The sequence below is a fragment of the Frondihabitans cladoniiphilus genome, from assembly GCF_039544345.1.
Taxonomy (GTDB): domain Bacteria; phylum Actinomycetota; class Actinomycetes; order Actinomycetales; family Microbacteriaceae; genus Frondihabitans; species Frondihabitans cladoniiphilus.
Genome location: NZ_BAABLM010000005.1, coordinates 144,883 through 158,934 on the forward strand (window position 1 = coordinate 144,883; position 14,052 = coordinate 158,934).

Genomic DNA, 14,052 nt, shown 5'->3' on the forward strand with positions numbered 1-14,052 from the left:
TAGAACCCGGGAAGAACCATGTCTCCTTACGACAACTCTCGAACCGGCGGCGCTCGCGCCAAAGCCGACCGCCCGAACTACGCCGACCGCGGTGCCCGTGCGGCCCGTGACTCGCGCCCCGACACGCGCTCCTCCCGCGATGCGCGCTCCTCGCGCGACGAGCGCGGAAACCGCCCGCCCCGCGACGACCGCGGCGCGTACGCCGGTCGTGACGACCGCGGCGCTCGCCCGGCTCGTGACGACCGTGGCGCCCGCCCGGCTCGCGACGACCGTGGCGCCCGCGCCGAGCGTCCGAAGGCCGGCTCCAAGAGCCCGAACCACCGCGGCTACCGCCCCGAGGCCGAGGGCGCCGGCGCCCCCAAGAAGCGCTGGGACGCCGCCGACCGCGGCAAGCGCGACTTCGGCTCGCGTTCCGGCGACGCCCGCTCGACCGGTGCCCGCTCCGACTCGACCGGTGGCCGACCCAACTGGGAGCCCCGCAAGACCGGCGGCTCCAACCCCCGCTTCGGCGGCGACCGTTCGGTGCGCGACGAGCGCAACGGTGCTCGCGGCGCCGAGCGTCCCTCGTACGGCGACCGCCCGGCCCGCTCGTACGACGACCGTGCGCCTCGTTCGTACGACCGTCCTGCCCGCGACGATCGCGCTCCTCGCAGCTTCGACCGCAGCGACCGCCCGGCTCGTGACGATCGTGCGCCGCGTTCGTACGATCGCAGTGACCGTCCGGCTCGCTCGTTCGACCGCGACGACCGTGCTCCTCGCAGCTTCGACCGCACCGACCGCCCGACTCGGTCGAACGACGACCGCGCGACGCGTTCGTACGACCGCAGCGATCGCCCCGCTCGTGACGACCGCGCGCCGCGTTCGTTCGATCGCAACGACCGCCCGGCTCGTGACGACCGTCCGGCTCGCTCGTTCGACCGTGACGACCGTGACGACCGTGCCCCGCGCTCCTTCGACCGCACCGAGCGTCCCGGCCGCAGCTACGACGCCCAGGACCGCGCCCCTCGCCACGACCGTGACGACCGCGGCAGCGACTTCTACCCGAAGCGCGATGCGCACTTCACCCCGGAAGACGACGTCAAGCTCGAGAAGCTCCAGGCCGAGGTCCTCACCGCGGCCGAGGTCGTCGGCGTCACCTGGAAAGATCTCGGACTCGGCGACAACATCGTCCGTCAGTTGATCGAGCAGGGCGCTCCGAGCCCCTTCCCGATCCAGGCGGCGACGATCCCCGACGTGATCGCGGGACGCGACGTCCTCGGCCGCGGCCGCACCGGCTCCGGCAAGACCATCGCCTTCGGTGCACCTCTCGTGGAGAAGCTCCTCGAGCACGGCGGCGCCAAGGACCGCAAGATGGGCCGCAAGCCGCGCGCCCTCATCCTCGCCCCGACGCGCGAGCTCGCGATGCAGATCGACCGCACGGTCCAGCCCATCGCCCGCTCGGTCGGCCTCTTCACGACGCAGATCTACGGCGGCGTCCCCCAGCAGCGTCAGGTCGGCGCCCTCCAGCGCGGCGTGGACATCATCATCGGCACCCCCGGCCGCATCGAGGACCTCATCGCGCAGGGTCGTCTCGACCTCTCGCAGGTCACTGTGACCGTCCTGGACGAGGCCGATCACATGTGCGATCTCGGGTTCCTCGAGCCGGTTCAGCGCATCATCCGCGAGACGGGCGACGTCACGCCGCACGGCGAGCGCGCCCAGAAGCTCCTCTTCAGCGCCACCCTCGACAAGGGTGTCGCCAAGCTGGTCGACGAGTTCCTCACGAACCCGTCCGTCCACGAGGTCGCCGGCGAAGACCAGGCCTCCGCGACGATCGACCACCGCGTGCTCCTCATCGAGCAGCGCGACAAGGGCGCGATCATCGAGCAGCTCGTCCAGGGCACCGGCAAGACGCTCGTCTTCGCCCGCACTCGTGCGTTCGCGGAGCAGCTCGCCGATCAGCTGGAGGACGCGGGCATCCGCTCCACCAGCCTGCACGGCGACCTGAACCAGGCCCGCCGCACGCGCAACCTGCAGCTGCTCACCTCGGGCCGCGTGAACGTGCTCGTCGCCACCGACGTCGCCGCCCGCGGCATCCACGTCGACGACATCGAGCTGGTCATCCAGGCCGACGCCCCCGACGAGTACAAGACCTACATGCACCGCTCCGGACGCACGGGTCGCGCCGGCAAGCAGGGCACGGTCGTGACGCTGATCACGCGCGCCCGTCGCCGCCGCATGGCCGAGCTCCTCGAGCGCGCCGAGATCGAGGCCGAGATGGTGGATGCACGTCCCGGCGACGCTCTGCTCGACAAGCTGGCCGGTGTGAAGGCGTAGTCCGCCCCTCGTCGGCTTCGCTTGGGCGATCTGCGACGCCTGCACCATCTGCTTCACTTGCTTCACCGAATGGGCCGAAACGGCCGCCCGCCTTCGTGCGGGCGGCCGAGTCGGCCCTTTCGCGTGCGGCGGGGCCGGCTCGGGGCGGGTGCCGCGCGACGTTGTACGGACTACGCCACGTGCCGCGGCGCGTCTCGGAGTCCGTGCAACGTCGCACGGCAGCGGACCTCGGCCGTGCATCCCCCTGTTCACTCGCCTCTGCCATGATGCGGCGCATGCAGATCGTGACCTCGACGACGCCCAACGGAATCCTCGTGCGATCGGCCAGCGTGCCCGGCCGGTGCTTCGGGGCCCTGACCTTCGGCGTCGGCACGCGCGACGAGCCGGTGGCGCTCGCCGGGATCACCCACCTCGTGCTGCACCTGATCGAGGCCGAGATGGGCTCGGACGCCGCGTTCCGCGCGCAGATCGACGAGAACACCCTCGACTTCACGACGTCGGGAACTGCGGCGCAGGTCACCGCCGCGCTGCGGAGGGTGGCCGCGATCATCGGCGGCCTCGGCGGAGTGGGCAAGTCGGAGATCGCCCGGCAGAAGCACCTGATGCATGTCGAAGAGCCGGGTAGCTACTCCTCTCCGGGCTTCGACTCGGCGACCTATCGCTTCGGGCTCGACGACCTCGGCGTGCCGGCTTTCGGCTTCCCAACTCTCGAGTCGCTCACGAAGAAGGACGTCCTCGCATGGGCCGGCTCCTGGCTGACCGCCGAGAACGCCGCCGTCGCGATCACGAAGCCGGTCGGGGCCACGTTCGACCTCGACCTGCCCAGCGGGCCGGTTCCGATCAGGCGCGCACCGATTTCCACGGGGGAGACGCCTGCACTCGTTCCGTGCAACCTCGCGGGTGCCCGACTCTCCCTGGTGGTCGATGCGGCGAGTGCCGAACAACTAGGCGAAGCGATCCGCGCGGCACTCAAGCGCCGCCTCTCCGACGAGGCGGGTCTCGTCTATTCGGTCGACCTCGCCACGATTCCGATGGACGTGTCGTCGACGGAGATCGTCTTCGCGATCGCTCCTCTCGAAGTGGACCTCCCAGAGGCCGTGCGGGCGGCCGTTCTCGGCCTCCGCGACTTCGCTCAAGACGGCGTCTCCGACGAGGCGCTCGCCACAGCCGCCGACGTCGTCCGACTCGGGCTTGGCAGCGACCCGGCTTCGATTCGTGATTGGTTGATCGAGGCGAACGAGGCGTCTCTGCGGGGCTTCGTCTCACCGACGCGCGACGAGGCGGTCGCCGCCGCCGCGGCCTTCACCCCTGCGTTCGTCGCTGCAGCCCTGACCGCGGCACTGCCGTCGCTCGTAGTCGAATTCGACGACCGTGCCGATCTGGGCAAGGTGGCCAAGAAGCTCGAGATCCAGGTCGTGGCCCTCGAGGCGCTCGAGTCGTTCACGCCCAAGGCGTGGAAGAAGGCCACGAAGGATGCACGGATCTGGGAGGCGAGGAAGAAGACGTTCCCAGAGGGCCTCACGGCCGTCATCACGGCTGGGGGTCTCTTCTACGACCCGGCTGGGCAAGGCGATCCGCAGCGGCTGCTGTTCGGCGACCTGGTGCTGGTCGGAGAACGCCCCACGGGGCAGCTGCGACTCGTCACGGTGAACGGTGGCGAGCTCATCGTCGACCCGGCGGACTGGAAGCAGGGCAAGCAGTTCGTGAAAGCGCTGCGGAAGGCGGTGCCGGCCGAGCTGGTGCGGGAGTTCCCTGCGGTCTGAGGGCGTGCATCCCACGCTCTGAGGGGTTGTTCGTTCGCTGCGGGTCGACGAGTGTCCACGCGATGTCGTCCAGGAGATCACAGAGGACCTCGAGTGGACACTCGCGGGGCGCGGGCGCGGGGCGCGGGGCGCGGGGCGGGAGGGAACGGGCGGGCGGGCTACTGCCGGTCGAGCAGGCCGCGCACGTAAGAGGCCTGGCCGGCGTGCTGCAGGCAGTCGCCGAGGATGCTGGAGAGGCGCACGCCGGCGGTGACGGGCGGCGACCAGTTCTCATCGACGACGCGGTCGAGGGCTGCGGCGTCGAGCTCGGCCAGGTAGGACGAAGTGCGATCGGTGACGGCCTGCAGGTAGCCGGTGAGGAGATCGGCGGATGCCCGGACCTTCTCGACCTCGGAGGCGTCCATGCCGTAGCCCATCTCGGCGTCGTCGAGCGGCAGGGCGAAGCGGGCAGCCCAGCCCTCGGCGGTCCAGACCTCGTCGGTGTCGGCGAGGGCGGCGATCTGCACGTCTTGACCGCGCGCGGTGTGCCAGACCAGCCAGGCGATCGTGTTGGCACCCGGCTCGGGCTGTGTGGCCAGACGGTCGACGTCGAGACCGGCCACGGCGCGCGAGGCGATGGCGGGGAGGCGCGCGAACGAGTCGGTGAGGAGTTCTGCCGGAGTCATGCCCCGTACGTTACGCGCGACCACCGACGTCGAGCGTGCCCGGCGGCGTGCCCGCGTCGAGCGTGCCGGGCGACGGCGAGCGGGTCAGGCGGCGTTCTGCGGCCCCGACGAGCGTGCGGCGAGTGCGTCCGCGATGGAGCGGAACAGGATGGTCATCTCGGGGAACTGCCCGGTGGGAACCACGTCGAGCAGGGCGCTCCGGTACACCTCGGTCACCGACTTCACGGCCTCGTGGCCCGCATCGGTCAGGCGCAGGTTGACGCTGCGGCGGTCGGTCGGATGGGCCTGGCGCTCGAGAGTTCCGGCCTGGACGAGACGGTCGACCAGGCTGGTGGTGGCACCGGTCGAGAGGCCGAGCAGGTCGGCGACCAGGCGCGGGGTGGCCTCGTCGCCGAGCTCGTAGATGAAGAAGAGGGCACGGATGTCGGTGGCGCCCATCGCGAGCACGGCGCTCTCGCGCGTCATCACGCGGTTGTGCTCGAGCTGCATCACGCGGAACGCCTGGAACAGGGCGTCGAGCTGCGCCGCGGACGGCTGCTCGCCGGACGGCTGAGGGGCGGCGGGATGCACGGCCGACGGCTCGGTGGTGCTGGTCGTGGTCATGGGGCTCCTGATCAAGGAAGCGCGGCAGGGCAGACGCGGGCGGGCGAGGAACAGTGGTTGACCCCAGCATAGCGGTCCCTCGATCATCGAGTTACCCCCTCTTGGGGTGTCTCGACGGTCTAGGTAGTTGCTCGTCTCTGCCTCCGACGGACCCTGGCCCGGCCCTCCGAGCCGTGCCAGGATGCAGTCATGAAGCTGGCCGAAGCCCTCATCAACCGAGCCGATCTGCAGAAGCGGATCGAGCAGATGCGCAGCCGCATCACGGCCAACGCCCGCTACCAGGAGGGCGAGGAGCCGAGCGAGGACGCCGCGGCACTCCTCCTCGAGGTCGGAACCCTCCTCGACGCCCTCGAGCAGCTCGTCGTGGCCGTGAACCTGACCAACGCGTCGACCCTCCTCGACGACGGCCGCACGATGACCGAGGCGTTGGCGCACCGGGACATGCTCCGCAGTCGTCACGCGATCCTGGTGGCGGCGGCCGACGCGTCGTCCGGGTCGGGCGACTTCGGCGGTTATCGGCAGCTCCGGAGCGAGCTCCGCCAGGTCTCGGCCCTTCCGACGTCCCAGATCCGATCCCAGGCCGACGACGTGGCTCGGCGGCTGCGCGAGCTCGACGTGCTCGTCCAGCAGGCGAATTGGGAGGCCGATCTGGCCGACTAGACGAGAACGCAGCGGGGCGTCGCACGACGTCCGTGGTGAGTCGGTAGACCTCATCGGAGCGAGCACGAACCGTGGGGCGACGGTCATATCGTCCCTCCTCAGAGACGCGGCGGGCAGCGTCACGCCGCAAGGCAGCACCATTCAGCCCAGCACCGTTCACCGGTGACGCCGCACCCTGACACCTCACAACCACGTGCTGACCGAGGGGGTCGAGGGCGGGTTCGGGGCCTCACCACTTCTCGTCGCCGGTCGTCTCGGCGAGGCGCGGGCTCCGCCCGATGGAGAGCGCGGGATGCACGCCCCGCCCCCGTCGGAGACTGTCGGTGGGCCTCGCTACAGTGACTCGCAACCCCCGATCCACGAGAGGCGACGGTTTGCGCATCCTGCACACGAGCGACTGGCATCTCGGTCGCACCCTGCACGGCGTCGATCTCTTCGACCATCACCGCGCGTTCCTCGACCATCTCGTCGAGCTGGTGCGCGAGCGAGAGGTCGACGTGGTGGTCGTCGCCGGCGACGTCTACGACCGGGCGGTTCCGGCTGTCCCCGTGGTCTCGCTTTTATCCGAAGCGCTCGGGCGCTTGAGCGACCTGGCCACCGTCGTCGTCACCCCCGGCAACCACGACTCCGCGGTGCGACTCGGGTTCGCGGCAGAGCTCCTTCGGCCGGGGCTGCACATCCTCGCCTCGATCGACCGGTTGGCCGAGCCGGTCGTCGTCGACGACGACGCCGGTCCCGTCGCCTTCTACGGCCTCCCGTACCTCGATCCCGACACGGTCCGCGCTCGACTCGCCCCGCGCGACGAGCTCGGCGGAGAGGCCGAGGCCCTCGCCCGCTCGCACGAGGCGGTGATGGGGGCTGCCCTCGACAGGGTCCGGGCCGATCTGACATCGCGACCCGGCACGCGGTCGGTCGTCGTCGCTCACGCGTTCGTGCAGGGCGGTGCCGCCAGCGAGAGCGAGCGCGACATCCGCGTCGGGGGCGTCGATCTGGTGCCGTCAGCCGTGTTCGCGGGCGTGGACTACGTGGCGCTGGGCCACTTGCACGGGGCGCAGAAGGTGGGGTCCGGGCATCCCACGATCCGTTATTCGGGCTCGCCGCTGGCGTTCTCCTTCGGCGAGAGGGGCCACGTGAAGTCGTCGGCCCTCGTCGACCTCGACGCGAGCGGTGAGGTGACGGTCGAACTGATTCCGACACCCGTGCCGCGGCGGTTGGCCGAAGTGCGCGGCGACCTGGCCGAGCTGCTCGACGGGCGGTACGACGAGGTGCACGACGCGTGGCTGCGGGTGATCGTGACCGATCCCGTGCATCCCGAGCAGCTCTTCGCCCGGGTCGTGGAGCGGTTCCCGCACGCGCTCGCGGTGATCCACGAGCCCACGGGCGTCGTCGTCGCCCACGAGAGGCGAGCGGTGACGCCCGAAGCCGACCCGATCGAGGTCGCTGCGGACTTCGTCGACTACGCGACCGGCGGGGCCGCGACCGAGGCCGAGATCGCGGTGCTGCGGTCCGCGTACGAATCGGCCCGCGCCACCGAAGCGAGCGCCTGATGCAGCTGCACCGGCTCACGCTCCGCGCCATCGGCCCCTACGCCGCAGAGCAGACGATCGACTTCGGGGCGCTGGGCCGGTCGGGATTGTTCCTGCTCGAGGGCCCGACCGGAAGCGGCAAGTCGACGATCATCGACGCGATGGTGTTCGCCCTCTACGGCGTGCAGGCGGGCGAGGGCGCCAGCACCGATCGTCTGCACAGCCACCACGCGGCTCGAGGGGTCGAACCCTTCGTCGAGCTCGTGTTCGAGACCGGTGCGGGCATCCACCGCGTGCGGCGGAGCCCGGCCTGGTGGCGACCCAAGTCGCGGGGCGACGGGGTCACCCGCGCCAACGCGTCGGCCACGCTCGTCCGACTCGCCACACCGGAGGCCGCCGACGGCGAGGTGCTGTCGACGAGTGCGCAGGAGGTCGGCGGCGAGATCGCTCGCATCCTCGGCCTCACCCGTCAGCAATTCGTCCAGACCGTGGTCCTGCCGCAGGGCGAGTTCGCGAAGTTCCTCGGGGCGACCGGCGAAGAGCGGCGTCTGGTGCTTCAGTCGCTGTTCGGCACCGAGATCTACGAGAAGACCACCCAGGCGCTGGTCGAACGGCGCAAGGCGGCGCACGCCTCAGTGGTGGCGGCCGACCGGGCGGTGGACGAGGCGATGGTGCGCCTGCGCGAGGCCTCCGACGTGCCCGATCTCGAGCCGACGGCGGTCGACGAGCTCGTCGCGCGCCTCACGACCTCCGACGTCGCCGCTCGCGCCGACCGCGAGACGGCGCAGTCGACGGCGACCGCCGCCCGCTCGCGGCAGACGACCGAGAGGGCTCTCGAGGCGGCGCTCGCCCGGCGGCTCTCGCTCCTCTCCGAGAAGGTCGCGCTCGACGGCCGCGCCGCCGACATCGACGCTTCGCGCCGGCGTCTCGAGTTGGGCCGTCGTGCCGCGTCGTTGCAGGGGCCGATCGCCGAGGCGCGTGCCGCCGCGGCGACGCTCGCGAGCGCCGTCGAGAAGTACGACGCTGTGCTCCGTGCGCACCCCTCCCACGCCGGCCGGTCCCGCGACGAGGTGGCGGCCCTGCGCGACCAGGCGCTCGGTGACCTGGCGACACTCCGCCCGCTGGTCGCGCTCGAGGCCGGGCTCGACGGTCGTGCCCTCGCACTGGCCGGTGCGCGCGAGGCGCTCGAGACCCTGTCGGGCCGGATCGACGAGGCCGAAGCTGCGGCGGCAGAACGCCCGGGTGCTCGGCCCCCGCTCGTCGACGCGCTCGCCACAGCCTCGGCCGCCGTCCGTGACATCGCCGACGCCGAGCGGGCGGTGACGGCGGCCACGGCCCTCGTCGCCGAGGTCGAGGTGTTCGAACGGCTCCGCGAGGGCGTCGTCGCAGCCCAGGAGGGGCGGGCGTTCGCCGCCGACGAGGCCCGAGCCGCGGTGGAGGCGGAGGCCGAGCTGCGCAGGCGCCGCATCGACGGGATGGCGGGCGAGCTCGCGCGGGGGCTGCGGGCGGGCGACGCGTGTCCTGTCTGCGGGTCGGTCGCGCATCCCACGCTCGCGGTGACGACGGCAGAGCACCCGGACGACGAGGCCATCGAGAAGGCCGAAGCCGAGCGGACCCGGGCCGACGCGGCTCTGGCGCGAGCGAGCGAGGCGGCGGCGCACGCCTCGGCTCGTCGCGATGCGGCCGCCGCGGCGCTCGGCGGCCACGACGGGGAGACCGCGGCGGCCCTGCTGGCATCGGCCCGCACCGACCTCGACACGGCCCGGGGGAGCGCTGCCGAAGAGGGGGAGGCACGTGCCGCCCTGGCCGCGTTCGACGCGGCGACCGAGGCGGCGCGAACCGACCTCGCCGCACTGCGCGAGCAGCGGTCTCGAGAGGTCGCCCGAGCCGAGTCCGATTCGGAGTCGCTCGAGGCCGACCGGCGCCGGGTCGCCGAAGCGGTCGGCGAGCGTGCCGTCGGTTGTGCCGAGCTCGTGGCCGTGGTCGACGACGAGCGAGCCGCGGTCGAGGCCGTGCTCGAGGCCACGGCGGCCCTCGAGACCGCCCGGTCGGCCGACACGTCCCGTCGTGCCGCCGTGGCGAGTGCGCTGATCGAGGCGGGCTTCGACACCGCCGGCGACGCCGAGGCGGCGGCCCTCGATGCATCGGCGCTCGAGACCCTCGACCGCGACATCGCGGGGTTCGACGCCCAACGAGCCGTCGTGGCGTCCGGGCTCGCCGCACCGGAGGTCGCGTCGCTGACCGGCGACGAGACCACCGACCTCGCTGCGGCCGACCTCGAGGTGACCGCGGCCGAATCCCTGCTGGAGGAGGCGACGATCGGCGCCGGGCGGACCACCGACCGGCTCGCCCGGACGAGAGCCGCCCGTTCCGCCCTGGAGCGCGCCGAAGAGGTGGCCCTCGACGTCGCCGCCGAAGCTCGGGCCGCCGTCCGGATGGCCGACGTGGCCACCGCCGTCGACGGGCAGAACCTCCGCGGGGTCACCCTCGGCACCTACGTGCTGCTCCGACGATTCGACGATGTCGTGGCCGCGGCCAATGCCCGGCTGGGCGTCATGTCGAGTGGTCGGTACCTGCTCGAGGCCGCCGAGCGCGAGACCGGGGCTCGGTCGCGCAAGGTGGGGCTCGCCCTCGCAATCCGCGACAACACGACCGACACGACGCGCGACCCGAAGAGCTTCTCGGGCGGCGAGACCTTCTACGCGTCGCTCAGTCTCGCTCTGGGGCTCGCCGACGTGGTCCAGAGCGAGTCCGGCGGCCTCGATCTCGGCACGCTGTTCGTCGACGAGGGGTTCGGCACCCTCGACCCGGAGACGCTCGACGCGGTGATGACCGAGCTCGGGCGCCTCTCCGCGCACGGTCGCGTCGTCGGCATCGTGAGCCACGTCGAAGAGCTCAAGCAGCGCATCGCCGACCGGATCGAGGTGCGGCGCCTGCCCGACGGGTCGTCCACGCTGCGGTCGACGGCCGGCTGAGCCCTCGTGGCCACCGTTCGTGCCAGCCGCTCCGGCTACCCTCGGGAGGTGACTTCCGCCTACCACCGGCTCTTCCGCATCCGGCCCACCTATCGCTGGTGGAAGCCTCTGCTCGCGCTCCTCCTGGGTGTCTCCTTCTACTACGCGCTGACCCTCGTCTACCAGGAGATCCTGCTGGCCATCGTGCGCGGGGTGGGCGGGGCTTCCGCGTCGACGCACCTCCTCCGGTCGGTGCAACAGGACCAGCAGAACGCGTCCGAGCCCCTCGTCCTCCTCTTCACCCTCGGCTCGCTGTCGACGATGCTGCCGGCGATGCTGATCGCGGTCCGGCTCGCCGGGCTCGGCGGGTGGGGGCAGCTGGCGAGTGTCCTGGGTCGCATCCGATGGCGGTGGATGCTCCGCTGCCTCGTGCCGGGCATCGCCTACATGATCATCACCGTCGGGCTCGGCTACGTCGTGCCGGCGTCGTGGCAGGGGCCGGTCGACACCGGCCCGCAGACGGCGACACCCGTTCCGGCGCTCGTCGTGTCGTGCATCCTGATCGTCCTGCTGGTCCCGTTCCAGGCGAGCGCCGAGGAGTTCGCGTTCCGCGGGCTCGGAATGCAGCTGTTCGGCTCCTACCTGCGCTGGCCGGTCTTCGCCATCGTCCTGCCGAACGTGTTCTTCGCCCTGGCGCACAGCTACAACGTCTGGGGAAAACTCGACGTCGCCGTCCTCGGAGTCTCGTTCGCCTACCTCACCTGGCGCACCGGCGGCCTCGAGGCCGGCATCGTCGCCCATGTGATCAACAACGTCGTCGTGTTCCTCCTGGCGGCGCCCGTGGTGGCGACGACGCAGTCCGACGGAAGCCCGGTCGGCCTCGGCATCACGGTCGTCGCCTCGGCCGTCTACGTCGTGATCGTGACCTGGCAGGCCCGCCGGCACGAACCCGCCCGGGTGGCTCCGGGGGGCTCGGCCGTGGACGGTGGCGCCATTCTCCACAGGGGCGGGATCCCGGGGTCCGGTGTCGGTCGTGCCTCGTAGACTCCTCGCGTGACTTCCGCTCCGACCTCCCCCGCTGCCGCGCTTCCGGGTGCTGCGACCCCGCTGGCCGTGCTGCACGACGTCTTCGGGTACGAGTCGTTCCGCGGCAATCAGGCGGCCATCATCGATCAGGTCGTAGGCGGCGGCGACGCGCTGGTGCTCATGCCCACCGGCGGCGGGAAGTCCCTCTGCTATCAGGTGCCCGCTCTGGTGCGCGATGGTGTCGGCATCGTGGTCTCGCCGCTGATCGCCCTCATGCAAGACCAGGTCGACGCCCTCGAGGCGGTCGGCGTCCGGGCGGCCTTCCTCAACTCCACCCAAGACCCCGACCAGCGACGGGCCGTCGAAGCAGCCTTCCGCTCGGGCGAACTCGACATGCTGTACCTGGCGCCCGAGCGCCTGAAGCTCGAGTCGACCAAGCAGCTCCTCGATCAGGGCACCATCTCGCTCTTCGCCATCGACGAGGCGCACTGCGTCGCCCAGTGGGGGCACGACTTCCGGCCCGACTACCTCGAACTCTCGGTGCTCCACGAACGGTGGCCGAGCATCCCCCGGATCGCCCTCACCGCGACCGCGACCGAGGTCACCCACCGCGAGATCTCGGCCCGTCTCGGGCTCGACGACGCGGCTCACTTCGTGGCGGACTTCGACCGGCCGAACATCCAATACCGCATCGAGGCGAAAGACAGCCCGATGCAGCAGGTGCTGCGCCTGATCCAGACCGAGCACGCGGGCGACGCGGGCATCGTCTACTGCCTGTCGCGCAATTCGGTGGAGAAGACGGCGCAGTTCCTGGTCGATCGCGGCATCGCGGCGCTGCCGTACCACGCGGGTCTCGACGCCGGCACGCGGCAGCGCAACCAGTCGCGGTTCCTCCGAGAAGACGGGATCGTCATGGTCGCCACCGTCGCCTTCGGCATGGGCATCGACAAGCCCGACGTGCGATTCGTCGCGCACCTCGACCTCCCCAAGTCGGTCGAGGGCTACTACCAGGAGACCGGGCGTGCCGGTCGCGACGGCCTGCCCGCCACGGCGTGGCTCGCTTACGGGCTCCAAGACGTCATGCAGCAGCGGCGCATGATCGACCAGTCCGAGGGCGACGCGGCGCACCGTCGCAAGCTGACGGCCCACCTCGACGCCATGCTCGCCCTGTGCGAGACCGTCGAGTGCCGGCGCGTCCAGCTCCTCGGCTACTTCGGGCAGGCGTCGACGGCCTGCGGCAACTGCGACACCTGTCTCACGCCGCCCACCTCCGTCGACGGCACCGTCCCGGCGCAGAAGCTGCTCTCGACGGTCGTCCGCCTCAAGCGCGAGCGCAATCAGCAGTTCGGGGCCGGCCATCTCGTCGACATCCTGCTCGGCAAGAGCACCCCGCGCATGCAGCAGAACGGCCACGAGGCCCTCTCGACGTTCGGCATCGGCAAAGACCTGAGCGACGTCGAGTGGCGGGGTGTCGTCCGACAGTTGATCGCCCAGGGGCTGCTCGCCGTCTCGCCCGACGGGTTCGGCACTCTGATGCTCACCGACGACGGCGCCGCCGTCCTCTCGGGCACGCGGCCGGTCCGTCTGCGGCGGGAGGCACCTCGGGCGCCCCGGTCGTCCTCGCGGTCGCGCGGTCGTTCGGGTTCGGGTGCGGCGTCCTCGGCGGCGGCCGCCGATCTGAGCCCCGAGGCGCAGGAGTTGTTCGAGACGTTGCGCGCCTGGCGTGCGGCGACGGCTCGCGAGCAGGGCGTGCCGGCCTACGTGGTCTTCGGCGACGTGACCCTGCGGGGTGTGGCGTCGACGCGTCCCGCGACGATGAGCGCGCTGGCGGGTATCTCCGGGGTGGGGCAGAAGAAGCTCGAGACCTACGGGCAGCAGCTGCTCGATCTCGTCGGCGGGGCCGAGGTGGGTGCGGCGGGTGCTGCGGGTGCCGGGGGTGCGGCGCGTGCCGGTGTGGCGGGTGCTGCGGGTGCGGTGCCTGCCGGTGGTGCTGGGCGTGCGGGCGGTGCCGGCGCTGGGCGTGCGGGCGGTGCCGGCGGATTTGCCGCTGCCGGCAGTTCCGGTCGCGCGGCCTTCCGCGGTGCCGCTCCGAGGTCGGGGCAGCCCGTGGCGTCGTTCGTGCCCGAGCCCGAGGCGGTCGACGACGCACCCTGGTTCGACCTGCCTCCGGACGACCCGTACGACGAGACGCTGCCGCCCGACGACTGGCGCTGACCGCCCGCCTCTCTGGGGCCCTGCGCTTGCGGCCGCCGAGCCCGTCCCGTCCGTCTCCGTCCTGTCCGTCCCCGTCCCGTCCCACTCTCACCCGCAAGGCATCGCGCCGTGAGCCGCTGCCTTACGTGAATCGCGATGCCTTGCCGGTCGCCGCCGCGCCGCGGCTGCCGCGCCGAGGCCGTCGCGCGGCACCCTAAGTCGGCCCGATTTACGTAAGTCGCCCCGGCACGGCAGGGCGACTTACGTGAATCGGGGCGACTTGGCTAGCCAGCAGGGCTGAGCCGCCCGGATGACAGCGCTCGAAGTCACACGAATTGACGCGGGC

Annotated in this window: 9 protein-coding genes; 7 read left to right on the forward strand and 2 right to left on the reverse strand. The window is 71.7% G+C overall.

What is annotated here, in order from left to right; translation table 11 throughout:
• The first annotated feature begins 18 nt into the window (after positions 1-18).
• Together ABEA39_RS12680 and ABEA39_RS12685 are read left to right on the forward strand one after the other, a co-directional pair.
• The gene (locus ABEA39_RS12680; RefSeq protein WP_345376269.1) at positions 19-2,316 is read left to right on the forward strand and encodes a DEAD/DEAH box helicase; all 2,298 of its coding nucleotides are present in this window, start codon (positions 19-21) and stop codon (positions 2,314-2,316) included.
• 275 nt (positions 2,317-2,591) lie between these two features.
• Entirely contained in the window at positions 2,592-4,079 is a 1,488-nt protein-coding gene (locus ABEA39_RS12685; RefSeq protein WP_345376270.1) for a peptidase M16 family protein, read from the forward strand.
• A 158-nt stretch (positions 4,080-4,237) separates the two neighbouring features.
• On the opposite strand, the gene ABEA39_RS12690 is transcribed toward ABEA39_RS12685, so the two are convergent.
• Positions 4,238-4,744: a mycothiol transferase gene (locus ABEA39_RS12690; protein WP_345376271.1), complete on the reverse strand. Its 507-nt coding sequence runs from the start codon at positions 4,742-4,744 to the stop codon at positions 4,238-4,240.
• A gap of 84 nt (positions 4,745-4,828) precedes the next feature.
• On the reverse strand, positions 4,829-5,347 hold the full coding sequence (locus ABEA39_RS12695) for a MarR family winged helix-turn-helix transcriptional regulator (protein ID WP_345376272.1): 519 nt from the start codon (positions 5,345-5,347) through the stop codon (positions 4,829-4,831).
• 189 nt (positions 5,348-5,536) lie between these two features.
• On the opposite strand from ABEA39_RS12695, the gene ABEA39_RS12700 reads away from it, so the two are divergent.
• The 5 genes from ABEA39_RS12700 (at position 5,537) to recQ (ending at position 13,727) form a co-directional block, all read left to right on the forward strand.
• Positions 5,537-6,007, forward strand: coding sequence for a DIP1984 family protein (locus tag ABEA39_RS12700; protein ID WP_345376273.1), 471 nt, complete (start codon positions 5,537-5,539; stop codon positions 6,005-6,007).
• Between the two features lie 374 nt (positions 6,008-6,381).
• Positions 6,382-7,554 carry an exonuclease SbcCD subunit D gene (locus tag ABEA39_RS12705; RefSeq protein WP_345376274.1) on the forward strand — a complete coding sequence of 391 codons (1,173 nt, stop codon included), beginning with the start codon at positions 6,382-6,384 and terminating at the stop codon, positions 7,552-7,554.
• The gene (locus ABEA39_RS12710; protein ID WP_345376275.1) at positions 7,554-10,508 is read left to right on the forward strand and encodes an SMC family ATPase; all 2,955 of its coding nucleotides are present in this window, start codon (positions 7,554-7,556) and stop codon (positions 10,506-10,508) included. Before ABEA39_RS12705 ends, ABEA39_RS12710 begins: the two co-directional genes overlap by 1 nt.
• Before the next feature lie 48 nt (positions 10,509-10,556).
• Positions 10,557-11,531 carry a CPBP family intramembrane glutamic endopeptidase gene (locus tag ABEA39_RS12715; protein ID WP_345376276.1) on the forward strand — a complete coding sequence of 325 codons (975 nt, stop codon included), beginning with the start codon at positions 10,557-10,559 and terminating at the stop codon, positions 11,529-11,531.
• A 9-nt stretch (positions 11,532-11,540) separates the two neighbouring features.
• Entirely contained in the window at positions 11,541-13,727 is a 2,187-nt protein-coding gene (gene recQ, locus ABEA39_RS12720) for a DNA helicase RecQ (RefSeq protein ID WP_425556977.1), read from the forward strand.
• The last annotated feature ends 325 nt before the right edge of the window (positions 13,728-14,052 follow it).

Bases quoted from the DNA above. Each gene is read 5' to 3' on its own strand.
- ABEA39_RS12695 (WP_345376272.1), bottom strand. From the start codon at position 5,347: ATGACCACGACCAGCACCACCGAGCCGTCGGCCGTGCATCCCGCCGCC.
- ABEA39_RS12710 (WP_345376275.1), top strand. From the start codon at position 7,554: ATGCAGCTGCACCGGCTCACGCTCCGCGCCATCGGCCCCTACGCCGCA.
- ABEA39_RS12680 (WP_345376269.1), top strand. From the start codon at position 19: ATGTCTCCTTACGACAACTCTCGAACCGGCGGCGCTCGCGCCAAAGCC.
- ABEA39_RS12690 (WP_345376271.1), bottom strand. From the start codon at position 4,744: ATGACTCCGGCAGAACTCCTCACCGACTCGTTCGCGCGCCTCCCCGCC.
- ABEA39_RS12685 (WP_345376270.1), top strand. From the start codon at position 2,592: ATGCAGATCGTGACCTCGACGACGCCCAACGGAATCCTCGTGCGATCG.
- ABEA39_RS12700 (WP_345376273.1), top strand. From the start codon at position 5,537: ATGAAGCTGGCCGAAGCCCTCATCAACCGAGCCGATCTGCAGAAGCGG.